This window comes from Sulfitobacter sp. 1A15258, assembly GCF_043557045.1.
In the GTDB taxonomy this organism is placed as follows: Bacteria; Pseudomonadota; Alphaproteobacteria; order Rhodobacterales; family Rhodobacteraceae; genus Sulfitobacter; species Sulfitobacter faviae.
Window position 1 is genome coordinate 409,592 of record NZ_JBIFFK010000001.1, and the last position, 21,798, is coordinate 431,389.

Genomic DNA, 21,798 nt, shown 5'->3' on the forward strand with positions numbered 1-21,798 from the left:
CGGCCCGCGAGGATGTCTCAGCGGGTAATGCAGCAAATAATGAGCGTTGCGGTGTTCATGACCGGGTTGTAGCAAGCGCGCCGCCCTGCGCCAAGCCCCTTGTCCGGTTAAGTTTTATGCAACCCTGCCCTCTGCCTTGCCTGCGCGGATTGACAAAGCCCCAAGGCTCTGCCCCCTTGTGCGGAAATTTTCGGAGGCATCATGGATAGATCATCGCGCATCAAAGGGGTTCTGGCCGGAGGGTCCGACGGCTGGGAAGTGTTTCACAAATCGCGTGCGATGATCGCGGCGGGGGTGCCGGTGACCGAGCTTACCATCGGCGAGCATGACATCCGCACCGCAGCCCCGATCCTGCAAGAGATGCACCGCAGCGCCCTCGGTGGCCATACCGGCTATGCCGCCGTGCCGGGCACCGATGCCCTGCGCGACCGGATTGCAAAACGCGCCGAAGAGCGGACCGGCGTGCCAACGACGCGCGACAATGTGGTGGTCACCCCGGGCGGGCAAGCGGGGCTATTCGCGGCGTTCATGGCCGTCTGCGACCCCGGCGATGCGGCGCTCTACATCGACCCTTATTATGCCACCTACCCCGGCACCCTGCGTGCTGCCGGGGCACGGGCCGTGGCGGTCGAAGCGCGGGCCGATCACGGGTTCCTGCCCCGCAGGGCGGATCTGGCGGCAGCCGCCGGGGGCGCAAAAGCGCTGTTGATCAACACGCCCAACAACCCGACCGGCGTGATCTATGGCCGCGAAACCTTGGAAGAGATCGCACAGGTCTGCCAAGATCACGACCTTTGGCTCGTCTCGGATGAGGTCTATGACACGCAGATTTGGGAGGGCACGCATCTCAGCCCCCGCGCCCTGCCCGGCATGGAGGAGCGGACGCTGGTCATCGGCTCCATGTCGAAATCCCACGCGATGACAGGCAGCCGCTGTGGCTGGATCATCGGGCCTAAAAACATCATTGCCGACCTGATCGACCTTGCCACCCATACCAACTACGGCGTACCGGGGTTCATTCAGGATGCGAGCGACTATGCCCTCGCCCAGGGCGCCGCTTTCGAAGAGGAAATTAGCGCCCCCTTCGCCCGCCGCCGCGCGCTGGCGCAGCGGATCTTGAGCACTCAGAACGTGGTGCGTTCGGTGCCCTCGCAAGGGGCGATGTATCTGATGCTGGATATCCGCGCCACGGGCCTCAGCGGCAGTGAATTTGCCGATGCCCTGCTGGAAGACCAGCATATTGCGGTGATGCCGGGTGAAAGTTTCGGCGCGGCGGCGGCGGGCCATGTGCGCGTGGCCATGACGATCGAAGACAGCGCGTTTGAGGCGGCCCTCCGCGACCTCTGCCGCTTTGCCGAAGGGCGCGCCAGCCGCGCCGCGTAAACAAAAAAGACCGGCCTCCTTACGGAAGCCGGCCCTTCATCGAAGCGGGTCATCCCGCCAAGACAGATCAGAAGCGCATGGAACCGCGCAGGGAGATCGTGGTCGCGTCCAGATCTTCGCCTGTGCCGCCTACGTCATCGAATTTGTGCTGCAGCACTTCACCACCGACGGTGTAGCGGTCGGTCACTTTATAGGTGACGCCCAGACCGGCGAAGGGACCAGTTTCATCGCCAACGCTTGTGTCGGCACGGGCCGCACCGGCTGTTGCATAAACCAGTGTCTTGCCGAAGTCGTAGCCAGCCTTGACCTTGGCGCGTGCCACGGAGTCCACATCGCCTGCGCCGTTGCCCAGATCGATGTCGGTCTTGTCGTAGTCGAGTTCACCACCCAGAACGAATTTGCCAAAGTCATAGTCGTAACCCGCGTGGAAACCGTAGGACGTGTCGTCGCCGTCAAGGTTGCCGCTGTCGCTGTCGACGTCGGTCTGGCCGACCTGAAGACCGGTGTAGAAGCCTGTCCAGTCGCCATCAACGGCCACGGGTGTCGCCGCCGGTGTGAAAACCGGTGCTTCAACGGTGGTGTCTTCCAGCGAACCGGCTGCTGCTGCACCCGCGAAGGCGCTGGATGCGATCAGGGCGATGCTGGCGATTGTTGTCGTGCGTTTCATGTTCTGCTCCTTAAATACAGGTGACCCCGCGATCCTCGCCGCAGGGTCACTCACGCAACGCCCCATTTAGGGTTGGGTTTCAGGTTTTTCACATCACAGAATTGCGATGCGCTGATTGTCGCACATTTGCAACATACCCTCGGCTAGTGGCCGCTTAAGTTATGTATCATGTGTCAAATTGGTCGTCGCTCAGACGTGTTTTATTATGTGAAATCAGTCGGTTGATCCCGCAACACGATTCCCAACCATGTTTACCCTCACCGCAGCGAAAGTTCCGCCGATGAAATGGCCCAGAGACAACTGCGCAAAAGAGGCTCCCCGATCGAAAACCACTAAAACGCCCCCGGCCCCGCACCATGCCCTCACGGTAGACCCCGTCCGAGGCTTGCTGTCGCCCCTGAACGCGTTATCTGCTTGTATTGTCAGTAAGAAGGAGCAGGCCCCACCCCATGTCATGGATCACAACCCATCTGGAAGTCGTCATTATCGTGATCCTGACGCTGCTGGCGGCGATCGTGATCTTGCAACAACGCCGCACGCCGCAATCGACTGCCGCATGGCTGCTCTTTATCATCGTGCTGCCTTGGGTCGCGGTGCCGGTGTTTCTGGGGCTGGGCTTTCGCAAACAATCCTCGCGCTACACGCCGGTGCATTTTCTGAAAGGCGATACCGGCGGCCCCCCGCCCCGCCCTGTCCATACGCTCGACGCGACGATGCAGTATTTCGGCCTGCCCGCCGCCGCCCATGGCCAAGACCTGCGGCTCTTGGGCGATCCGACCGCGGCGCATGAGGCGGTGATGGCGCTGATCCAAGGGGCCGAGGAGCGGATTGACGCGCTTTTCTACATCGTTGCCAATGACGAAACCGGGCGCATTTTTGTCGACGCACTGACCGAACGTGCCAAGGCGGGCGTGAAGGTTCGGCTGCTGATGGACCGTTTGGGCACCCTGCGTGGCCCTGCCGCGGCCCTGCGCCATCTGCGCGAGGCGGGCGGCGACGTGCGCTTTTACTCTCCTTTGTTGCAACTGCCGGGCTCAGGCCATCTGAACCTGCGCAACCACCGCAAGATGATCATCGCCGATGACGCGCGGGTCTTTTCCGGCGGCATGAATATCGGGGCGCATTACCTCGGACCCACGGCGCTGGAGGACGGCTGGACCGATCTGGCCTTTCTGCTCGAAGGACGCGCGGTACAGAGTTTCGGCGATGTGTTCCGCTCGGATTGGAGCGTGGCCAGCGGCGAGGCATTGGACCCCGCCCCCTCGGTCGCGGCCCATACGGGCGGGTCGGCAACGGTGCAACTCGTGCCCTCCGGCCCCGATATCGCCGAAGACCCGCTGCATGATGGGCTGATCCGCGCGATCCATCTGGCCGAGGCGCGGATTTGGCTGGTGACGCCCTATTTCGTGCCGACCGAAGCCCTTGGCGCGGCCTTGACCACAGCGGCCCGGCGCGGCGTGGATGTGCGGGTCTTGGTCCCTGAGCGCTCAAACCAACGGCTGGCGGACTTTGCGCGGGGTGCCTATCTGCGCGAGCTGCATGAGGCAGGCGGTCATGTGCTCTATTACCAGCCCGGGATGATCCATGCCAAAGCCGGGATAATCGACGATATGGGGCTGGTGGGCACCGCCAATTTCGACGTGCGCAGCATGTTGCTGAATTTCGAGGTCACGCTTTTTGTCTATGACGCGGGCTCGGTCGCGAAGCTGCATGATTGGTTCGAACATCTCTCAGAGCATTGCGCGATGGAAAGACCGCCGAGCGGGATGTTCCGCAAAGTGGCCGAAGGGCTGTTTCGTCTGGGAGCGCCCGTTCTATGATCCCCGCCGTCGCCCCGCAATCGCTGCGTATCGTCAGCTACAACATCCGCAAGGCCATGGGCACCGACCGGCGGCGCGATCCCGAGCGGATCATGCGGATCATCCGCAGCCTGCATGCCGATGTTGTGGTGCTGCAGGAGGCCGACCGCCGCCGCGCCCCGCGCCCTTCGGCCCTGCCGCTCGACCGGGTCGAAAAGGTGACGGGTCTGCGCCCTGTGCCCACGCCAAGCGATGTAAGCATCGGCTGGCATGGCAATGCCGTTCTGGTCCGGCCCTCGGCCAAGATCGACCGGGTGGCACATCTGACCCTGCCGGGAGTGGAGCCGCGCGGCGCGATGGTGGCAGACCTGCATATCGGGGCGCGCCAGTTGCGCGTGATCGCCTCGCATCTGGGCCTGCTGCGCCCGTCGCGCAAGGAGCAGTTGAGCGCCATGATCGCCCATCTCGACGCCTGTGCCGCCTGCCCGACCTTGATTGCGGGCGATCTGAACGAATGGTCGCAAAAGGTCGGGCTGGGGCGTTTGGCGAAACGGTTCACCATTCATGCGCCGGGCAAAAGCTATCACGCGCGGATGCCCGTGGCCTTTCTAGATCGCATCGCCTTGGATCAACATCTTACCGTGCGCCAAGGCGGCGTGGTCGAAACGCCCCGGACCCGCCGCGCCTCGGACCATTTGCCGATCTGGCTTGACGTGGCGCATCGCTAGACGCCCTCAGCCCGTGGCCCAAGCCAATTCGCCCACCATCATGTTGCAGGCCTGCTGCGGGGTCGAGAAAGCGACCTGCATATCGAAAGCCATGCGCACATCCGCCCGCGCTTTGGCGATGGTGGCATCCGTCGCCCCAAGCCGTCGCGCGGTGGCGATGTTTTGGTTCGCATCATGCCGCAGTTTGCGCACGCTTTCATAGCCGCCCGCAAAGCCCGCACATTGTTTCGCCGTCAATTCTGCCGCCGCCGCTCTGCGCGCCGCAGCCTCCATCGGTGAGGCCGGAGGCTCCACACAGCCCGCCAGTGTGCTGGCAAGAAAGCCCGATATAATAAGACGTTTCATCAAATTCTCCCTTTCACGACCTTGATAGGGAGAGACTGGTTTAATTTTGGTTAACGCGAGCCGGATGGCAGCGCAAAGATTAACCCTTTCGCGCAACCACGCCTAAGTGTAGAAATTCGAAATTTCTTACGAAAAACCAACCAAAACAAAACAAAATCTTATGATTTCAATGCTTTAATTTCGAAACTTTGAAACCCCTCCCTAGAATTTCGAAATTACGCAGTTTTCGACATACCCAATGCAAAAAACCCGCGATGAATTCATCGCGGGTTCCATAACTGCCGGTCTCGGAAAAACCGATCTATGACGGAAAAAGTATATGCGCCTTGATCCGGTAAGGGTTCTCTACCAGAAACACATTCGCGCCATCTGCAGCGCCGGTCCACCGACGAAAAGTATCCGCAAGATCAGCATTGGAAAGCTCACCTTTGCCGGACGCTTTTGCATAAGCTAGGGACTGGATCACCAATTCGATGAGCCGCCCCCAGCGTCTCGCTGTTGCATGGATCATCCGGTTATAGACCTCTTCGTTCCGAAGAGTGGATACGTCGATTTCTGCCACCTCGGCGAAAGCACAGAGGATCGCATCAACCTCTTCCAAGCTCTCAGAATTGTAGGCAATATCCTCGTACGAAATCGGTTCAAGCAGTGCCACCAACTCATCAGAGCCATTGAGAAACTCAAGGAGCGTCGGCACGCCAGACAGGATCAGAAGCACCGGCCAATCCGCGCGCTTCATCAAGTCTTTGAGACCTGCCAAGATCGTTTTGATCTGTTCCGATTTTTTTTCGTAGAACAGATGCTGAGCCTCGTCGACATGAACCACAAAGACCCTTTTGCGCATCAATTGGCTCTCGGTACGCCGCCAGATCAAATCAGCGCTGCGATGATCGAGATCGGAAAAGTACCCTGTTGCCTTCAAGAGAGCAGACCCAAGATGTTTCCACGACGTCGTGGCCCGAAGCGACACACGGACGCTCTTGCGCTCAAAGCCACCGCCCAATTCTGACGGATCATCCGAGAACGACTTAAGAAGTTCTTTGAGGTCATGTGTTTTGCCGGACCGCGTGCCGGCAGTCAGGACCAACCCACGCCCCTCGAAATGAACGTCAGCCATCCGAGAAGACACGAATTGCGCCAGAACACTGTTGAACCCAGTTTCCAGCCCAGCATAGCGCGGCAAGACATAGTTGTTTTTCTTGAACTGAGTCAGGTAGGTGGTGAAGGCTTCAGCATGAGCTTGCGGGTCGATAAGAGCGTTTATTTCAGTTCCCCTTTCCCCTTAGCTACGCCGGTAAATGTCTTCGGCGCCTTCGATTTTTCAGGTGTCTTAGGCAGCGTCTCTTCGATGATTTCGGTATCTTCAATATCAGCGCCGGGGACGAAGATGCCCTCCCCTTCATCGCCCCCAAGATAGACATCCATTGGTGCGGCCGCTTTGCTCCCTTCATCTGGCGCAAGGATCGTCAAATCGCCGCCGGCCAATTCATCACAGAGCAACTGTGCCTCATCCAAGGTGATGACCTTGTGCTCTTTTCCGTAGAAATCGAGGAGTTTTTCCGTCTCGGCATCAATGCGCTTGTAAAAACGGTACAGAGCCACGGCCGAAATCTCTTTGCTGACCGCGTCAGACGCACGCCATTCCTCGAGAAAATGCACCCACTCCTGCAAAGTGAAGTCGCGGAATTGGGACAGCGATGCCCGCAAATGGAAAATCTCGCCCTTGTCAGCCTTAACAGTGACTTCCTCGATAGCGTGCGGGTCCACGTACACCGTGACCTCAGCCCCAATATTGTCCAAAGCCCATTTCCGGAAATTCTCGTCGCCCTGAAAGGGCATACGGAATGCCTCGATACCCATCTTTGTCACAACGCGGCACACCTTCAGGCCGAGGGCGCGCCGGACCTTGCGACGGGACAGTTGCGGCAGACAACCATAGTATTCGACAGTCTGATCAAAGAGCTGCTTTTGCTGGATACCCCAGCCGCCTTTTCGCTGTGTCTTTTTGAAGGGAAGACAATCGGTGAAATACCACCAGATGTATTTCTCAAGCTGTGCGATCGTAAGAGCGGTCATCTCCTTCCCATCATAATCGGCCTCAGCCCCAGGACCGTTCCCACTATGGCCATGAAGAGACCGAACGATATCGATGCTAAGAGTCGCGAAGAAACGTTCGATAAAAGCTTTGTCCGTCGGAGATTTCGTACGACCGAACCGGAACATTGCTCCGAGAGAGAGAATTGCCGTCGGAACGTGCTGGTTCCAAAGTCCGGAGCCCGTATCCATCACGATCTGAAACGGACGAATTGCTGGCGGAGGAGCATGCTGACACCCGGCTTCGCGTGCCAGCTTTGTCTTGTCAGAAACCAGGCGACGGATCAGCTCCAGCGTATCGTTGGCATTCTGAGAGCGCGCAATATTAAACGCGAGCGGCGTGCCCGTCGCAACATCGTAAGCGACAAGGATCCACACTTTGCCAACAGTCTCATTTTCAGCTTCTTTGCGAAGCTGTTTCATCGTGCGTTCGCCCACAACATGATGAAGGCCGGTTTTCTCCAGGAACACCCAAAGCGGAAGCTCGCATTCATCGATCTGGATGACTTCGCCAACCATGCGCGCAATTGTTTCCCCGATGCCCGAGCGCATATTCCGGATCATCTCTGCACGCCCCTTCCGCGTCGCCATGACCGCAGTCTTCGGCATCGCCTTGACGATCTTACGGTATTTTGTCTCCGAAACCTTGATATCAACATGGCCAGGGTCAGTTTTTGCCCGTCGCGCGTTTTCCTCCAGAAGCCGACCTTCGAGCAAAGTATAGCCGCGCTTCACTGTCTTCTCACGACCCTCGCAATAGTCCGCCGCGCTCTCGTCGATGAGCTTATTAACCCAGTCAGGAAACTCCTTCTCGGGGCGCCCTGCGCGACAATGATTGGTTGAGAAATCACTCGGGTCGAAAAACTCGGACTGATAGTCCTTGAACTGATGTGCAAGCTTCTTACCTGCCGGCAAATCAAACGAAATCGTCGACTTGGACTTGCGCTGCGTCTGACCAATCAGCTGACGAAAGCGTTTTTTTACTTTCCCTTCAATAGCCTCATGATGATCGTTGATCCAAGCCTCCGTCACTTTGTTGAGTCCATTGCTCTGATACTCTTGCAGAACCAACATGGCGCAAAGTTCGAAGAGGACTTTGAGCTGTTCCTCATCATCGAGATCGATAAAATCCGGCCCGGTTTTCGGCAAAGCGGTAGACCCATAGAGAGACTTCAATGGCGGCAGATCGATCTCGAAATCGACAGCGTTCAGCTTCGACGTCAGATCTTCAACCGGCATGAAGAAATCGAGGTGGTCGTTTGCATCGGCCGTTGTCGGCCGCATGACCGCCATATCATCGAGGATTGCAATAATGCGCGAGCTTTTGTTGCCCTCGGTCACAACGGTCCCCACAGGGAACTTGGGCGGGTTATGTTTCGTCATTGTTCAGGTCTCCAAATGAGGGAAGGATAATCGATCACGGCATCGCGCTCTGTCCCAACCATTCCTGCGCCGATCATGCGCAAAATGGCTTGCCAAGCGTCACTCTTTGCGAGCCGCGATTTTTCGATGAGAGAGGAAATACGCAGTGGCGATGCCTCCGCGTTGATCAGTTCACAGATGCGCCGGTCAGCCTCTGCATTCGGCATCTCATGGCACATAAGGATGCGACGATTGTTGTCACGGTAGTTGCGGGAAAAAGACACATCCGAGATTACGACGATACGATGGCAGAGATTTTCTGGCGTATTGGCAACGATCTCGGAGATCGTCGGAACACTCGAGCTCGAACGCAAAGATTGTTGCGCTTTAACGTAGGCGAGATAGACCTTGCCATCTTCAAGCGTGATCCGGACGTCAAAGGTATGCGAGCGCCGAGACTTCTTCCCCGTCTTCGACGGCAAGGGAATGGTCAGAGGCTGACACTCGACCCCCACAACGTTCGGCTGCAACAAAGCATCAATTTTGAATGCCTCTTCGATCTCAGAATCATTCAAGACCAAAGACGGTTGCATGCTGTTCATGCGGGTACGGATGGTCATACCCGATTTATAAGAACGATTGCTGCGGGACAAAGGATTGCGCCGCTGGCCCCAGCCAATCACCCCATCGATGTCACCGATCGTAATCCGAGGCTTACGTTTTGCCGCTTCCTTCCGCGCTTTCGTCCTATGTGTCGTTTTACGCGCTGTCTCGCGAACGTCTTCGAGAAGTGTCATTTCTTCCACCCCATCGAATGTTCAAGCGATTTGGACAGCGACACGAACAGTCGCTCGACATAGGCTTTATCCACGGGACCAGTCGGCAGCTTCATGAGTGTCGTCTCGGCGACAGACTTCGTGAAGGCGGTCGAAAATTCAGTTTCGGGCATAGCTTCTCCGTTTGCGCCAAAACGGGCGCATTGTTGGTGTCAGGGTATTGGGATAGTCAGCTTGCAAGCCGACCAGGCTATCGCAGGTGATCTTCTAAATGAGCTTGGTCTGGATCTGGGCGATGGGCTGAAACCGTTGAACGAAGGCGCTAAAGCGGCTATCTTTGTTCTGTGAAAGGTTGGGCGTCAGTCCGACCAGAGGAGAGATCAGTCGCGCCAACGACGTCTCTCCTTTTTTTATTCCAAGCAGATATTTCTTCTCCCTTCTTTGATGATTCCATTTCGGCGCAGAGGCATCTCACAGCTCAAGCAAAGAGTCGAATCTTTCTTTCATTACAGTGACTTAAAAGATAAACCTTTACGTTTCTCGCAAGCAGTCAGATGTCAAAATCGCTCTCTTCAATAGTGATTTCTTGCTCCTCATAGTTTTCGCAATGTCGCTTCACCTTCCTACCTAGGCGCAAGTTTCTGCCTTGGAAGACAAAAACATCTCAATATTATGCACTTAGGTCAGGTTGAGGGGCTATATTTATTCACTTAACTCGGGTTAAGGGACGATTTTGTGGAAATTGGTGTTCAAAACCGGAAACACTCAGGTTGTTCAATCAAGAGGCAACACAGACCGTTTTCGCAGACCCTGGGCCAGCGAATTCAATCAACGCATTGGCTTTCGCAACTGAAGCAATCGACAAAAATGCTGAACTACTCGATGTCGCCGAACCCGTGGTATTCTAAAAGCTCATCAAGGCGGTTCTCGATATAATGAGTTTCGTCCATTTCATTTATGCAGACGAGTCCTCCCCAGAAGCCACCCAAAGGCTTCTTGAGCTCCTCAAACATTTCAATCCGAAGTGACCTTGCTGGACGATAAGACAGGTCAACTATCTTCTGAAATCTCTCAATTGTTTGAATATGGTGCTTTCCAGCCGCCGTGGTTTCAATAATGAACTCTGCACCTAAGAAACAGGAACGAAGTGAAACGCGCCTACCGCGGAGACGGGATACAGATCGCGCAGAAAAATGATGGTCACAGCCGGAGCATTGGATCAAATTTCGCGTCTCTAAGAACCAAACACGACGCACGCCACATTTCGGACAGGTACAGCCCTCTGGCCATGTATTAAGAGAAAACCAATCTTCGCAGTCTTTCTCAGTCGGAAACTCGGCAGACACACGTTGCGACGGCAGACCCGAACTCAGTGTCCGCCAATGAGCAAGGTCAATCTCGTCTTCAAGCCGTAACATCTATAGGTCCGTGAGTATTCGCTTCTAATGTGAAAAGAGCTATCACGTTGGAAAGCTGCAACAACACAGTTTTTCGCATTCCCTCTGGTGGAAACGTCTAGCCTGCCATCTGGAAAATCTGCTGCCCTGTGGTTTTGCGAAAGAGACAGGAGGCGCATCACCGGACTACACGACCAAATGCGACCTGCTGGTAGAGGAGGGCTTGGTCTTGCTGGTCGAGAACAAGGGTGTGCGGGTGTTGACGGAGGCCGGCCGACCGCTGGGCATCGCCCTGACCAAAGCACCCATCCGTCGGGCCGGGATCGAGGATGGCGTGCTCGTCGTCGAAACACGAACCCATCGCGGCCGGTTCAGTGGTAATCCCCCCGCAAATTAGTGGTGTTCAAAAGTAGAATTTTCTCGGCAAGATATTTGAGGAGATTTACGATGAAGAATGGACGATACAGCGACGCACAGATCATGGCGATCCTGAAGCATGCGGAGGGCGGTGTTCCGGTTTCTGAACTGTGCCGCGAGCACGGAATGAGCAGTGCGAGTTTCTACAAATGGCGGGCAAAGTTTGGCGGCATGGATGCGTCTTTGATGTCTGAAATGAAGGATATGGCGGAAGAGGCTCTCGGCCCAAGGACTAAGCCGCTCCGCGGCAATGGCGCTTGCGGCTGATGGATTGCGTCCTCCGTAACAGCCCGCATTTTGCGATCTGACTGACTTGTCTGACGATTGGGGCCTTCTCAATCAACCGACAGGAGGTTCCCATGACAGAGGAGATAGTAACCCCGCTGCGCCAGCGGATGATCGAAGACATGCGCATCCGTGGGATGGGCGAGAAGGCGCAGAAGTCCCACATCCGGGCGATCAAGGACTTCGCGGCCTTTCTTGGGCGGCCACCCGACACGGCGACACCGGAAAATCTCCGCGCGTATCAGCTGCATATGACAGACAGCGTGGTGACCCCGTCGACGTTCAACGTGCGGATCGTCGCGCTGCGGTTCTTCTTCAGCATGACCTGCGGGCGCGAGGAGATGAAGCGCTACATGCAAATCCGCACCGAACCGCGCAAGCTGCCCGTGGTTTTCAGCGTCGAGGAGGTGTCCTACATCCTGATGGCAGCACCCGGACCGGGGCTGAAGTATCGGGCCGCGCTCAGCATCTCTTACGGCGCAGGACTTCGGGCGTCCGAGGTCTGCAACCTAAAGATCAGCGATATCGACAGCGACCCGATGCTGATCCATGTCGAGTTGGGCAAGGGTCAGAAGGACCGGAAGGTGATGCTGTCACCCGGCTTGCTGGATTTGCTAAGGGCCTGGTGGCGCGAGGCACGTCCCGAAGGCTGGCTGTTTCCCGGCAAGCCGAAGATCAACCCGATTTCGCCGTGTCAGTTGAGCCGCGCTTTCACCTCAGCCAAGCATATGCCAGGGGTCAAGAAGCCGGCGACATTGCACACGTTTCGACACAGTTTTGCCACCCACCTTTTGGAGGCAAACACCGACGTGCGGGTTATTCAGGTGCTGCTCGGCCAAGCCAAGCTGACGACCACTGCGCGATACACTCATGAGGCCACCAAGACGATCCGCGACACTGTCAGCCCCTACGAGATGCTGGCCAAATTGCAGGATCAGACGGTGAAGCGAAGTCTGGAGTGACCGGACGCCGGGGTGCCCCGGACCGAACTGGAGATTGCTGATATCTTCCGCGCCCATGGTCCTGCGTGGCGGCTGGCCAATGCGGGGCATGTCAGCCTCTCCCAGTTAAAAGTGATGTCGGCTATCGAGGCCTGCCGGACTGAGGCTCTTGGCGGGCATGTGGCTGGCTGTGCCACATGCGGCCACCATCACATCGCTTATAACTCCTTTAAGAACCGGCACTGCCCGAAGTGCCAGGGACCGGCCGCGCGCGACTGGATGGAGGCACGGGCCGAAGATCTGCTGCCCGTGGAATATTTCCACGTCGTCTTCACCCTGCCAGCTGAGATCGCGCAGATCGCCTATTGGAACAAGAAGGCGATCTATGGCTTGCTGTTCAAGGCGTCGGCCAAGACCGTCATGACCATCGCGGCCGACCGCAAGCGCATGGGCGTGCGAGTGGGCATGACCAGCGTGCTGCACACATGGGGATCGGCACTGACCCATCATCCGCATATCCATATGATCGTCCCCGGCGGCGGCCTGTCGCCGGACAGCACCAAATGGGTCGCCAGCAAGCCTTGGTTCTTCTTGCATGTGCGCGTGCTGTCGCGCCTGTTCCGCCGCCTCTTTCTGGACGGGCTCGTGGCGCTGCACCAAGCCGGAGACCTGGCTTTCTATGGGGACTTGGAGCGGCTGGCGCTGACGGACGCCTTCACCACCTGGCTCACCCCTTTCCTTAAATCCGAATGGGTGGTCTATTCCAAGCCGCCCTTTGGCGGCCTAGAGGCCATGCTTGCCTACCTGAGCCGCTATACTCACCGCGTCGCCATCTCAAACCACCGCTTGGTCAGCGCTGATGCCGACACCGTCGCCTTCCGTTGGAAAGACTACCGCCTCAAAAATGGGGACCGCCAGAAGATCATGCGCTTAGCCACGCCTGAGTTCATCCGACGCTTTTTGATCCACGTCCTTCCTGACGGGTTCCACCGGATCCGCCACTACGGCCTGCTGGCCAGCAGCGCTCGCAAAGCTAATCTCACAAAGATCCGCAAACTGCTCTGCGTCCAACCACCAGATCAGGCAGATGTCCAAGACGCTGAGCCAGACGTCACCCCGCTCACGCTGCGTGAACCATGCCCATGCTGCGGGGGACCCATGCGCATCATCGAAATTTTTCGTCGCGGGCAGAAACCGATGTCACGCGCGCCACCACGGGAGCAGGCCGCATGACCGGCCTGTCACAGATCATCAACCCACGCTGGCTGCTCCGTGCAGAACCGGACCGAGCCACCTGCGCCGATCAGGTATCAGCAGGTTCCCAAACCACAAATCCACCCAGGACATCGGTGGCATCCAGCAGCAAGATCTGGCACGTCAAGGTCAGCTCCCTGGGCAGAGCGGTCATTGCCCTTTTTCAGTAAGCCCATGATAAAGTACATGGTCTTTTGGCCCGCACGGGGAGTTCCGGAATGAAATTTGGTCTGTCGTTGGCTCTGATCCTGGTCGCAGTGCCTTCTCTTGCTCAAACCGTTCCGGGACTTGCCCATCTCCGGGACACATCCGACGACGCGCGTCCTCTGTCCATGTCGATCTGGTATCCGTCTGAGGAAAAAGCATCGGGCACTGTCGGTGGAAATCCTGTGTTCGAGGGGCTTGCAGCAGCACCTGATGCGGAGTTCACGCAAAGCCCGCTTCCGCTGGTGGTCATATCACATGGCGGCCTGCGATCCGCGACTGACTCAGGTGCCTGGCTCAGTTCCTCCATCGCACGGGCAGGCTTTGTTGTGGTCGAAGTCAATGCGCCGCGCCCGGACAACGCCGAAGCTGCTGTGAACGAAATCTGGCAAAGACCCCAGTATATAAGCCGCGCGATTGACTTGGTGCTGGCCAACTCGACTTGGGGGCTGCGAATTGATGAAACCACGGTGTCAGTCGCGGGATTTGCACTTGGCGCGACCGCGGCCCTGTCTGTCGTCGGAGCGGAGCTGGATGTCGCCAGCTACCTTCACTCTTGCGCGCCGGACAGAGAGCAGCCCGGACCGGATTGCGGATGGTTTGCGGCCCAAGGGGTGGACATGTCGGCCACCAACCTGGACGGCCTGGCCGGTATGGCGCGAGACCCCCGCGTGACTTCGGTGATTGCCATAAACCCGGAATACTCGGAAGACCTGGGTTCAGTGCCGGCGGATGTTCGGGCGCTATCGATTTCCCTCGGCCGGCTCGCGCACACATCGGCTGATGGTCAGCCGGCTCCGTCCTTTGTCATGCCCCAAGCGACGGCATCCGATGCTTTCGCCGTTTGCACGGTCGCCGGACCGAAGATCCTGATGGAGGAAGAAGGTGATGCATCGATCTGTGGTGGATCTTCGGACGCACGCCGGGCGATCCACCAGGACGTCTCTAACGCAGTCATATCCTTCCTGAATGGCGGCCCTGAATAAGCTGAGGCGGACCCTCAGACCGGCCCATAGCTGACCTTAGATCAAGTTTCAGCGAATGACTGAAACGCCCTCTATCGCCCGGTGCCGAGGCTTAGACGAATGTTCGCATTTTCTGTTCATTTAAGTGGCACATCTTAGCCCCTACGGCTTATCGGTGTCAGTTTGGGGGCCGAGCCCCAGCAAAGCTGCCGGCTCTCAATGTGGTCGATTTCGGCTGGCCTGAGCAGCCTTTGAGCGCGGTGGCCAGGTCGACCTGATATAGGCAAGTATGGTCCAAATTTCTTCGTCAGAGATTACCTCACCGAAGGCGGGCATGCCGCTGTTGAAACCCTTCACCCCCCGGGCCGCCAGCGCAACCTCGCCCCCGAGTTTGGTGTAGTCGAACAGCAGCGTATTATCATGGTGCCAAGTATGTCCCGTTGCATCATGCGGCGGCGCGGGCAGCACACCATCTTCGTCTGGGGTTCGCCAATCGGGCTGTCCTTCGAGGTCTGCACCATGACAGGCGGCGCAGCGCTCGGCGTAGAGCGAGCGCCCCGCGACGAGATTGCGGCCTTCGAGTTCGTGATCGGCCTGCGCTGCCGATGCGGCCGCACAGAAAATCAAAGCAGCCCGTTTCATGCAACTTCTACCCATGTGCGCATCCCTCCGATCGAGTGGCTCAACATATGACAATGGATCAACCAGCGCCCCGGATTGTCGAAGACGCAGAGAACATCGCGGCTTTCGCCAGCAACGACCAAGGTTGTATCCCGGAGATCGCCGAGGCTGCCGTCAGGGGCCACCTCATAGAAGTGATGTCCATGCAAATGAATGCCGTGCGGGAATGCGGTATCATTAACCAAGGTGATCCGCACCGTTTCGCCGCGTTCGATGGCGGCAAAGGGGTCCTGTTGCAGGTCCGAGACGTCGTTGAAGGACCAGACATTGGCACCGCCGTGCCGACCGCCCATGGCACCGCCCATCATGGTCAGCGTCAGGTGCTGGGAGGGGGCGCCCGGTGCCGGGAGGTCCGGTGCCGCCAAGGTCGGCAGAGGCCCCGATTGCCTATCCGTATTCTCACCAGAGATGGACAATTCGGCGAGACGGTAAGGCTCCTGCCGCGTGGGCATGTCAAAGGTGACCGGGCCGGTGACATCGACGATCAGATCGGCCCGCTGGGCCGGCGCCAGAACGAGGTCAGAGGCCGCGCGGGGTTGGCTGAGTGCCATGCCATCCAAGGCGACGACCGAACCAGAGACACCAGAGATGCTCAGGGGGAAAATACGATTGGTCGCCGCATTGATCAGCCGCAGGCGGATGCGATCACCTTGCCGCACCTCGCTTCGCGAGAGGAAGCCGCGGGCAAAATTGCCCATATAGCCCGCATGGGCAACGCTATGCATGTCGGTGAATTCATCAACAAGGCTGCCATCTTCGTCGATGATCCAATCGGACAAGATCAGGGTGATGTCGTGATCCAGATCGAGGGGGGCGTCGTCTTCGACGATCAGCGGCCCCATCAAGCCGCGCGCCACCTGCTCTTGCGAGATATAATGCGAATGATACCAATAGGTCCCCGCGTCGGGCGGCACGAAGCTGTAGGTCTTGCTGTCACCGGGGTTGATCAGGTCTTGCGTCAGCACCGGAACGCCGTCCATCCGGTTTTCCAGCCGGATGCCGTGCCAGTGAACGGCGGTGCCCTCTTGCAGGGAATTCTTGACCTCAATCGATGCCCGCGCACCCCGTTTAAGCCTGATCTCAGGCCCCGGCATTGAGCCGTTGAACCCCAGCATTGCGGTGGTGCCTTCGCCTTCGGGAAGGATCTGCTGGCTTACTGTTTCGGCCTTCAACTTCAATGGCGTGACGCCAGCAAAGCTTGGAAGGGGCAGAACCGCAGCGGCGGAAACACTGGCGAGGAATTGTCTTCTGTTCATGTCATGCCTTATCGGGATGAATTGCGATTGATGCTGCCACGGGGCACAGGGCGCGCTGATGTCCGAGGCGTGTTGGTATGTCCTGCAGGGGCCAATTCCAACTGTCGATGACGGGTTGGAGGTGGACCGCCTATGCGCTCTCTATCGGGAAAGAGAATATGTCGAACCACTTGGGTCATCCCTTCTCTGACAAGGGGGCGCGTCCCGCCATGACCTGCAGCACGAAGCTTCCTGACGCCGTAATCATGAGAAAGCCGTGAAATGCCTCTATCCCGGTGATGAAGCGCAGGTGCCCCACGGGGGTCAAATCGCCGCGCCCCAAGGTGGTGAAGTTGACCAGCGAGAAATAGAAATAATCCATCATCGTGGTGGGCTTGCCCGCCGGGCCGGATCCGTTCAGCGCGCCGATTTGCAAACCCTGCTCGGCCCAGAGGAAGAACAGCGTATAGATGAAAGCCTCGATGACATGCGCGAGTGTGATTGCGCCGACGGCCAAGCCAAGGTTCTGGCCATGCGCAGCACTTTTGCGCTGCGCGATGGTATCGGAAACCCGTTTGAGCACGAGATAGTGGATCGCCGTGCAGATGCTGACGACCAGAACGGATAGAAGCATTGCTTGGACCATGACGGGGCAACCTGCTTTGTGGGGGGCTTTTCCTCAAGCGATTACGCCGGGGCGGCGTTTGATCTGGTTGCAGGGCCTATCGCTGAGCCCTTCACAGTTGCAGTTTGCAGGGCCTCCGCAGGCATCAATGCGTCATCCATCAAATCCTCAATGAAGGTGCTGAGCAACTGGGTGCGCCCGGTGACGGCAGCCTTGCGATAAATCGCGTTTGTCTGCGCTTTGATCGTTCCTTCAGAGGTGCCGCGCAGTTCCGCAATGTCGCGGGTGCTCAGGCCTTTGACCAGAAAGACGGCGACATCCCGCTCTGCGGGCGTCAGACGCCAGTCGGTGAAATGCTGCGTCATCACCATCGAAAACTCCGAGGTGCATCGGCGCATCTTCTCTTCGGCGAGCCGCGCACGTTGCAGACTTGTCCTGAGGGCGATCCAGCCAAGCGCCACGCCGAGGTTCAACCCGATGGCCAAGATCGTTTGCTGATACTCATGGCTCTGCCAGATCAGAAACTCAGATTCCATTCCCATAGCGTCCAACAAGAAGCAGACGGTAAAGAAGATCGCCACAATGGCCTGTAGTGTTGCAATGGCCCAAAGGGCAATGGTTCCACGCGTTTTCATAGCTCGAAGTGCCTTATATTTGTGGAAAGCACAGGGCCGGCCCGGTCAGCCGGCCCTGCGATTGGCGCTTACTTCATCTCAGTCACAGTCAATTTGCCTTTGACACGGTCCGCCACGAATTCGATGTCTTGGCCTTCTTTCATTTTAGCAATCAGCGCTTCATCGGCTTTGAACACCATAGTCATCGACGGCATATCGAGGTTTTCGAGTGGGCCGTGGATGATGGTGACCTTATTGCCCTTAGCGTCGACCTTCTTGATCTTCCCGGTCGAGTAGACGGCAGGTGCCTCGGGAGCCTCATTAGACTGAGCGACGGTGATCGGACCGTGCATGCCGGATTCGTAGTGGCCGGGGATCAGGCAGGCGAACTCGAAGCTGCCTTCATTGGCGAAGGTCCAGATCACCTCGCCCTCCATGCCGGGATCAAGGCGAACGGAGTTCGGGTCATCATGCTCCATGTCCATCTTGGCCATCGCTTCTTTGTGCTCAGCATTGCCATCCATCGTGTCGATGACGAACTCATGCTCGATCTCGCCTTTATTGGTGACAGCAAAGCGGATGGTATCGCCTTTTTTGATGTCGAACTCGGCGGGTTCAAAGATCATCTCGCCGTCGTCGGTTTCGCGCATGGTCACCTCGATGGTGCGGTCAACCGCCTCGGCCTTGCCGGGCATGCCTGCGGCCATTTCCTTGTGCATATCGCCGTGGCCGTCATCGCCGTGACTGCCGCCGTGGGTGCCCGCGGCAAAGGCCGGAGCCGTGATGAGAAGGTTGAGGGCGGTCGAGAGAAGAAGTTTGTTCATTGTTTTTCCTGTATGTTTTTAGAGGTGATTATGGTCCAAAGGCCGCTTAGCCCTTGGAGATTGGTTTTGGCGTAATCTGGGTTTCCGGGCTGAGGTTCTGCGCGAAGTCTGGCAGCTCGCCTGTCCATTCATACGCTTCGGTGCCCGGCGGGTTTTCATACCAGCCGGGATCTTCGTAGTCGTCCGCGTCGATGCCTTCGCGCACCTTCACGACCGAAAACATGCCGCCCATTTCAAGGGGTCCATGCGGCCCCCAGCCGGCCATCATCGGCACGGTGTTGTCGGGCAGCGGCATCGACATTTCGCCCATATCCGCCATGCCCGCCGTGCCCATGGGCATGAACTCAGGCTGCACGCGGCGGACCTGACGTGTCATGTTGGAACTGTTGGTGCCGATTAGCGTGGGCACGTCGTGACCCATAGCGTTCATCGTGTGGTGCGACTTGTGACAGTGGATCGCCCAGTCGCCCAGATGCTCGGCCACGAACTCATAGGCGCGCATGGCGCCGACGGGAATGTCGATGGAGACCTCGGGCCACTGCGCCGATTCCGGCACCCAGCCGCCATCCGTGCAGGTGACCTTGAAGTCATAGCCATGCATGTGGATCGGGTGGTTGGTCATCGTGAGATTGCCGACGCGCACGCGAACCTTGTCGCCATGGTTGACGACCAGGGGGTCAATGTCCGGGAAGATGCGGCTGTTCCATGTCCAGAGGTTAAAATCCGTCATCGTCATGATTTTCGGGATGTAGCTGCCCGGATCGATGTCGAAAGCGTTCAGCATAATCAGGAAATCCCGATCAACGCGCATGAAATCGGGGTCTTTGGGATGGACCACGAACATGCCCATCATGCCCATCGCCATCTGCACCATCTCATCCCCATGCGGGTGATACATGAAGGTGCCGGATTTGGTCAGGTCGAACTCGTAGATAAATGTCTTGCCCGGCGGGATGCCCGGATGGCTCAGCCCGCCGACACCGTCCATGCCCGAGGGCAGGATCAGCCCGTGCCAATGCACCGTCGTATGTTCCGGCAGGCGGTTGGTAACATAGATGCGCACCCGGTCGCCCTCGACGGCTTCGATGGTCGGACCGGTGGACTGACCGTTGTAGCCCCAGAGGCGCGCGACCATACCATCAGCAAGTTCACGCTCGACCGGCTCGGCAACGAGGTGAAATTCCTTCACGCCATTGTTCATCCGGTGCGGCAGGGTCCAGCCGTTAAGCGTGACCACGGGGTTATAGTCCGGCCCACTGGTGGGACGGGTCGGCGCTTGGGTGAGGGCCGAATCCATCTCGGCGGCCTCGGGCAGGCCCATATTCATGGTCTGGCCCCATGCTTTGGAGGACACGAGCGTTGCACCCGCAGCGCCGGCCCCCAGCAGTTGACGTCTGTTAATCATCTGGTTGCTTCCTTGTCTCAATGTCCTGCGCCGCCACTGGCGGCGATCTGTGTCTCTCCGCCGGCACCGCCGCCGCCGCTGCCACCGCCGTAGATCGCGGCGGTCAGACCGGCAGAGGCCAGCCAGAACTCACGCTTGGCATTGGCTGCCTCAAGCTGGCTTCCGATCTTTTCGCGGGCATCGTTCAACAGATCGAAGGTGCTGGTGATCATGCCGTTGTTGCTGAGCAGAGCCTCTTCATCGATGGTGCGGCGCAAAGGCAGCACCACGTCTGAGTAGTGCCGTGCGATCTGGTGGCTTGAGCGGTAGGCCGTGGCCGCCGCCCGGGCTTCGGAGCGGACGTTCACCGCCCGTTCGGCCAGCACATTGGCGGCTTGAAGATAGCTAAGCTCGGCCTTGCGCATTCGCGCCTTGCCGCTGTCGAAAATTGGGATGACGAACTCGAACTCGACCTGAGGTGAGATACTGGTCTCGACTTCCCCGTCCTCTTCCTCACGCTCGATCTCGGCACCAGCGATGACTTCGAGGTCGGTCAGGGTGCGGGTGGCATCGGTCAGACCATAGGCCTTGGCCGTTGCTGCCAACCCCAGCCGGGCGACTTCCAAATCAACACGATTGGCGAGCGCCAGCCGTTCGATGCCCTTGTGGCTGCTGACCGTATTGGGCACGCGGGGCAGAGCATCGGGCACATAATAGGCCACGTCCTGCCCCCAGAGCCCCATGAGCCGGGTCAGCTGTTCCTTAGCCAATTGCGCATCCAGCCGCGCCTGCGCCAGCTGTCCGGCCATCTCGGCATTGAACGCCTGCTCGCGGGCCTGTGCGGCCTTGTTGAGCGCGCCGGTCTTGCCCAGCTGCTGCGCCAGTTCCGCCGCCGCATCGGTGGTGACGGCAGCACGTTTAAGGTAGCCCACCGCCTCAAAGGCGGCGACCGCGTTGATCCATGCCTCGCGCGTTTCATTGGCCAGTGCCAGCGTGTCGCTCACCGCCTGCATCTGCGCGTGCTGGAATTCCGCCTCGGCAGCGGCGATGCGCTGTTTGCGGGTGCGAGCGTCCAGCAGGTTCACGGCGATCATGCTTTCCAAGGCACGGTAAAGCCCGACCTCGGGCGCGCCGATGCCCAGCAAGCCGATGGAGACGACGGGGTTTTCTGGCGTGGACTGCTGCCATGCTTCGGCCGCCGAGAGGCCGATCTGCGCATAGGACGCCTGAAGCCCCTTGTTGTTCAAAAGCGCGACCTGCACAGCGGTTTCGGCACTGATCGTTTTACCCTGCACCATGGCGCGGACCTGTTTGGAGGCCGCGACGGTCTCGGCCTGCGACTGCGCCCAGACGGTGCGCTTGCCGATGGCCTTGGAGGTGCGTGCCTCCACGGTGGCAAAGCCAGCATCACGGGCCGAGAAACTCACCGGCAGGTCCGTTGCCGTGCAGGCGCCCAAGATCAGTGGTGTAATGACGGCGGCGGTTTTCAATTTCCAACGCATCAGTGGTTCATCCCCTGCATATCCATCCCTTGCATAGGTGCCTGTTCAGCGTTCAACCGTCGCCAATCGAGCGGCTCCACCACGCCGCGACGCCGGTAGCCTGCAAAGGGTTGCTCTTCGGCGGTCGTGGCACTGCCGCGCGTGCTGTTGTCGGCGGCGGTCATCGCGGCGACTTCGGGCAGAGGCGTGGGCTGCTGCACATAGGCGGCAGTGACGTCTGGAAATGGGGGGAGCGTCGTGGCGCAAGCCCCAAGGGTCAGGGACATCGCCCCTGCAATCAGTGGTAATTTCATTGGTTTTTTGCCTGAGAATAAGG

22 protein-coding genes and 1 pseudogene are annotated in these 21,798 nt (G+C 58.5%); 8 read left to right on the plus strand and 15 right to left on the minus strand.

Annotated features, from left to right (window positions below):
• The first annotated feature begins 201 nt into the window (after window positions 1-201).
• A complete protein-coding gene (locus ACGYK9_RS02070; RefSeq protein WP_394407972.1) occupies window positions 202-1,383 on the plus strand; it encodes a pyridoxal phosphate-dependent aminotransferase in 1,182 nt (393 codons plus the stop codon).
• A gap of 67 nt (window positions 1,384-1,450) precedes the next feature.
• Here the strand turns inward: ACGYK9_RS02070 and ACGYK9_RS02075 are convergent, their stop codons facing one another.
• Window positions 1,451-2,050: an outer membrane protein gene (locus ACGYK9_RS02075; protein WP_394407975.1), complete on the minus strand. Its 600-nt coding sequence runs from the start codon at window positions 2,048-2,050 to the stop codon at window positions 1,451-1,453.
• 449 nt (window positions 2,051-2,499) lie between these two features.
• Between ACGYK9_RS02075 and ACGYK9_RS02080 the strand changes: the two genes are divergently transcribed.
• Window positions 2,500-3,870, plus strand: coding sequence for a phosphatidylserine/phosphatidylglycerophosphate/cardiolipin synthase family protein (locus tag ACGYK9_RS02080; RefSeq protein WP_394407978.1), 1,371 nt, complete (start codon window positions 2,500-2,502; stop codon window positions 3,868-3,870).
• On the plus strand, window positions 3,867-4,577 hold the full coding sequence (locus tag ACGYK9_RS02085) for an endonuclease/exonuclease/phosphatase family protein (protein ID WP_394407981.1): 711 nt from the start codon (window positions 3,867-3,869) through the stop codon (window positions 4,575-4,577). The genes ACGYK9_RS02080 and ACGYK9_RS02085 overlap by 4 nt, the downstream gene beginning before the upstream one ends.
• A gap of 6 nt (window positions 4,578-4,583) precedes the next feature.
• Here ACGYK9_RS02085 and ACGYK9_RS02090 read toward each other — a convergent pair whose 3' ends face one another.
• The 6 genes from ACGYK9_RS02090 to ACGYK9_RS02115 all read right to left on the minus strand — a co-directional run bounded on the left by ACGYK9_RS02090 (window position 4,584) and on the right by ACGYK9_RS02115 (window position 10,572).
• Window positions 4,584-4,922 (minus strand): hypothetical protein, encoded by a 339-nt coding sequence (locus tag ACGYK9_RS02090; protein WP_394402671.1) that lies wholly within the window; start codon window positions 4,920-4,922, stop codon window positions 4,584-4,586.
• Window positions 4,923-5,223: 301 nt separating this feature from the next.
• Complete coding sequence (locus ACGYK9_RS02095; RefSeq protein WP_394407984.1) at window positions 5,224-6,105, minus strand: ATP-binding protein; 882 nt, start codon at window positions 6,103-6,105, stop codon at window positions 5,224-5,226.
• 77 nt (window positions 6,106-6,182) lie between these two features.
• Window positions 6,183-8,399: a hypothetical protein gene (locus ACGYK9_RS02100; RefSeq protein WP_394407987.1), complete on the minus strand. Its 2,217-nt coding sequence runs from the start codon at window positions 8,397-8,399 to the stop codon at window positions 6,183-6,185.
• Entirely contained in the window at window positions 8,396-9,175 is a 780-nt protein-coding gene (locus tag ACGYK9_RS02105; RefSeq protein WP_394407990.1) for a hypothetical protein, read from the minus strand. Before ACGYK9_RS02105 ends, ACGYK9_RS02100 begins: the two co-directional genes overlap by 4 nt.
• Window positions 9,172-9,327, minus strand: a complete 156-nt coding sequence (locus tag ACGYK9_RS02110; protein WP_394407993.1) for a hypothetical protein — start codon at window positions 9,325-9,327, stop codon at window positions 9,172-9,174. The genes ACGYK9_RS02105 and ACGYK9_RS02110 overlap by 4 nt, the downstream gene beginning before the upstream one ends.
• Before the next feature lie 702 nt (window positions 9,328-10,029).
• Window positions 10,030-10,572, minus strand: a complete 543-nt coding sequence (locus tag ACGYK9_RS02115) for a transposase (RefSeq protein WP_394407996.1) — start codon at window positions 10,570-10,572, stop codon at window positions 10,030-10,032.
• A 208-nt stretch (window positions 10,573-10,780) separates the two neighbouring features.
• Here ACGYK9_RS02115 and ACGYK9_RS02120 point away from each other — a divergent pair, with 208 nt between their 5' ends.
• From ACGYK9_RS02120 to ACGYK9_RS02140, 5 genes and pseudogenes are all read left to right on the plus strand, one after another.
• On the plus strand, window positions 10,781-10,948 hold the full coding sequence (locus tag ACGYK9_RS02120; protein ID WP_394407999.1) for a hypothetical protein: 168 nt from the start codon (window positions 10,781-10,783) through the stop codon (window positions 10,946-10,948).
• A gap of 50 nt (window positions 10,949-10,998) precedes the next feature.
• Window positions 10,999-11,184, plus strand: a pseudogene (locus tag ACGYK9_RS02125) (transposase); the annotation flags it as partial.
• Between the two features lie 143 nt (window positions 11,185-11,327).
• Window positions 11,328-12,215 carry a tyrosine-type recombinase/integrase gene (locus ACGYK9_RS02130; RefSeq protein ID WP_394408002.1) on the plus strand — a complete coding sequence of 296 codons (888 nt, stop codon included), beginning with the start codon at window positions 11,328-11,330 and terminating at the stop codon, window positions 12,213-12,215.
• Between the two features lie 12 nt (window positions 12,216-12,227).
• On the plus strand, window positions 12,228-13,427 hold the full coding sequence (locus ACGYK9_RS02135) for an IS91 family transposase (RefSeq protein ID WP_394408005.1): 1,200 nt from the start codon (window positions 12,228-12,230) through the stop codon (window positions 13,425-13,427).
• A gap of 239 nt (window positions 13,428-13,666) precedes the next feature.
• Window positions 13,667-14,638, plus strand: a complete 972-nt coding sequence (locus ACGYK9_RS02140; RefSeq protein WP_394408008.1) for an alpha/beta hydrolase family protein — start codon at window positions 13,667-13,669, stop codon at window positions 14,636-14,638.
• A 195-nt stretch (window positions 14,639-14,833) separates the two neighbouring features.
• Here the strand turns inward: ACGYK9_RS02140 and ACGYK9_RS02145 are convergent, their stop codons facing one another.
• From ACGYK9_RS02145 to ACGYK9_RS02180, 8 genes are all read right to left on the minus strand, one after another.
• A complete protein-coding gene (locus ACGYK9_RS02145) occupies window positions 14,834-15,259 on the minus strand; it encodes a c-type cytochrome (protein ID WP_394408011.1) in 426 nt (141 codons plus the stop codon).
• Window positions 15,256-16,554 carry a multicopper oxidase family protein gene (locus ACGYK9_RS02150; protein ID WP_394408014.1) on the minus strand — a complete coding sequence of 433 codons (1,299 nt, stop codon included), beginning with the start codon at window positions 16,552-16,554 and terminating at the stop codon, window positions 15,256-15,258. Before ACGYK9_RS02150 ends, ACGYK9_RS02145 begins: the two co-directional genes overlap by 4 nt.
• Window positions 16,555-16,729: 175 nt before the next feature.
• Window positions 16,730-17,179, minus strand: a complete 450-nt coding sequence (locus ACGYK9_RS02155) for an ion channel (RefSeq protein WP_394408017.1) — start codon at window positions 17,177-17,179, stop codon at window positions 16,730-16,732.
• A gap of 41 nt (window positions 17,180-17,220) precedes the next feature.
• Window positions 17,221-17,793: a helix-turn-helix transcriptional regulator gene (locus ACGYK9_RS02160; protein WP_394408020.1), complete on the minus strand. Its 573-nt coding sequence runs from the start codon at window positions 17,791-17,793 to the stop codon at window positions 17,221-17,223.
• Window positions 17,794-17,861: 68 nt separating this feature from the next.
• Entirely contained in the window at window positions 17,862-18,596 is a 735-nt protein-coding gene (locus tag ACGYK9_RS02165; RefSeq protein ID WP_394408023.1) for a copper-binding protein, read from the minus strand.
• 46 nt (window positions 18,597-18,642) lie between these two features.
• Complete coding sequence (locus tag ACGYK9_RS02170) at window positions 18,643-20,001, minus strand: multicopper oxidase family protein (protein WP_394408026.1); 1,359 nt, start codon at window positions 19,999-20,001, stop codon at window positions 18,643-18,645.
• A 17-nt stretch (window positions 20,002-20,018) separates the two neighbouring features.
• Window positions 20,019-21,482: a TolC family protein gene (locus tag ACGYK9_RS02175; protein WP_276153990.1), complete on the minus strand. Its 1,464-nt coding sequence runs from the start codon at window positions 21,480-21,482 to the stop codon at window positions 20,019-20,021.
• Entirely contained in the window at window positions 21,482-21,775 is a 294-nt protein-coding gene (locus ACGYK9_RS02180; protein WP_136720347.1) for a hypothetical protein, read from the minus strand. Before ACGYK9_RS02180 ends, ACGYK9_RS02175 begins: the two co-directional genes overlap by 1 nt.
• Window positions 21,776-21,798: the final 23 nt, after the last annotated feature.

Excerpts from the sequence above, each read along its gene's own strand:
- ACGYK9_RS02070 (WP_394407972.1), top strand. The coding sequence starts at position 202 with ATGGATAGATCATCGCGCATCAAAGGGGTTCTGGCCGGAGGGTCCGAC.
- ACGYK9_RS02075 (WP_394407975.1), bottom strand. The coding sequence starts at position 2,050 with ATGAAACGCACGACAACAATCGCCAGCATCGCCCTGATCGCATCCAGC.
- ACGYK9_RS02080 (WP_394407978.1), top strand. The coding sequence starts at position 2,500 with ATGTCATGGATCACAACCCATCTGGAAGTCGTCATTATCGTGATCCTG.
- ACGYK9_RS02085 (WP_394407981.1), top strand. The coding sequence starts at position 3,867 with ATGATCCCCGCCGTCGCCCCGCAATCGCTGCGTATCGTCAGCTACAAC.
- ACGYK9_RS02090 (WP_394402671.1), bottom strand. The coding sequence starts at position 4,922 with ATGAAACGTCTTATTATATCGGGCTTTCTTGCCAGCACACTGGCGGGC.
- ACGYK9_RS02100 (WP_394407987.1), bottom strand. The coding sequence starts at position 8,399 with ATGACGAAACATAACCCGCCCAAGTTCCCTGTGGGGACCGTTGTGACC.
- ACGYK9_RS02105 (WP_394407990.1), bottom strand. The coding sequence starts at position 9,175 with ATGACACTTCTCGAAGACGTTCGCGAGACAGCGCGTAAAACGACACAT.
- ACGYK9_RS02110 (WP_394407993.1), bottom strand. The coding sequence starts at position 9,327 with ATGCCCGAAACTGAATTTTCGACCGCCTTCACGAAGTCTGTCGCCGAG.
- ACGYK9_RS02115 (WP_394407996.1), bottom strand. The coding sequence starts at position 10,572 with ATGTTACGGCTTGAAGACGAGATTGACCTTGCTCATTGGCGGACACTG.
- ACGYK9_RS02130 (WP_394408002.1), top strand. The coding sequence starts at position 11,328 with ATGACAGAGGAGATAGTAACCCCGCTGCGCCAGCGGATGATCGAAGAC.
- ACGYK9_RS02140 (WP_394408008.1), top strand. The coding sequence starts at position 13,667 with ATGAAATTTGGTCTGTCGTTGGCTCTGATCCTGGTCGCAGTGCCTTCT.
- ACGYK9_RS02145 (WP_394408011.1), bottom strand. The coding sequence starts at position 15,259 with ATGAAACGGGCTGCTTTGATTTTCTGTGCGGCCGCATCGGCAGCGCAG.
- ACGYK9_RS02150 (WP_394408014.1), bottom strand. The coding sequence starts at position 16,554 with ATGAACAGAAGACAATTCCTCGCCAGTGTTTCCGCCGCTGCGGTTCTG.
- ACGYK9_RS02155 (WP_394408017.1), bottom strand. The coding sequence starts at position 17,179 with ATGGTCCAAGCAATGCTTCTATCCGTTCTGGTCGTCAGCATCTGCACG.
- ACGYK9_RS02160 (WP_394408020.1), bottom strand. The coding sequence starts at position 17,793 with ATGAAAACGCGTGGAACCATTGCCCTTTGGGCCATTGCAACACTACAG.
- ACGYK9_RS02165 (WP_394408023.1), bottom strand. The coding sequence starts at position 18,596 with ATGAACAAACTTCTTCTCTCGACCGCCCTCAACCTTCTCATCACGGCT.
- ACGYK9_RS02170 (WP_394408026.1), bottom strand. The coding sequence starts at position 20,001 with ATGATTAACAGACGTCAACTGCTGGGGGCCGGCGCTGCGGGTGCAACG.
- ACGYK9_RS02175 (WP_276153990.1), bottom strand. The coding sequence starts at position 21,482 with ATGCGTTGGAAATTGAAAACCGCCGCCGTCATTACACCACTGATCTTG.
- ACGYK9_RS02180 (WP_136720347.1), bottom strand. The coding sequence starts at position 21,775 with ATGAAATTACCACTGATTGCAGGGGCGATGTCCCTGACCCTTGGGGCT.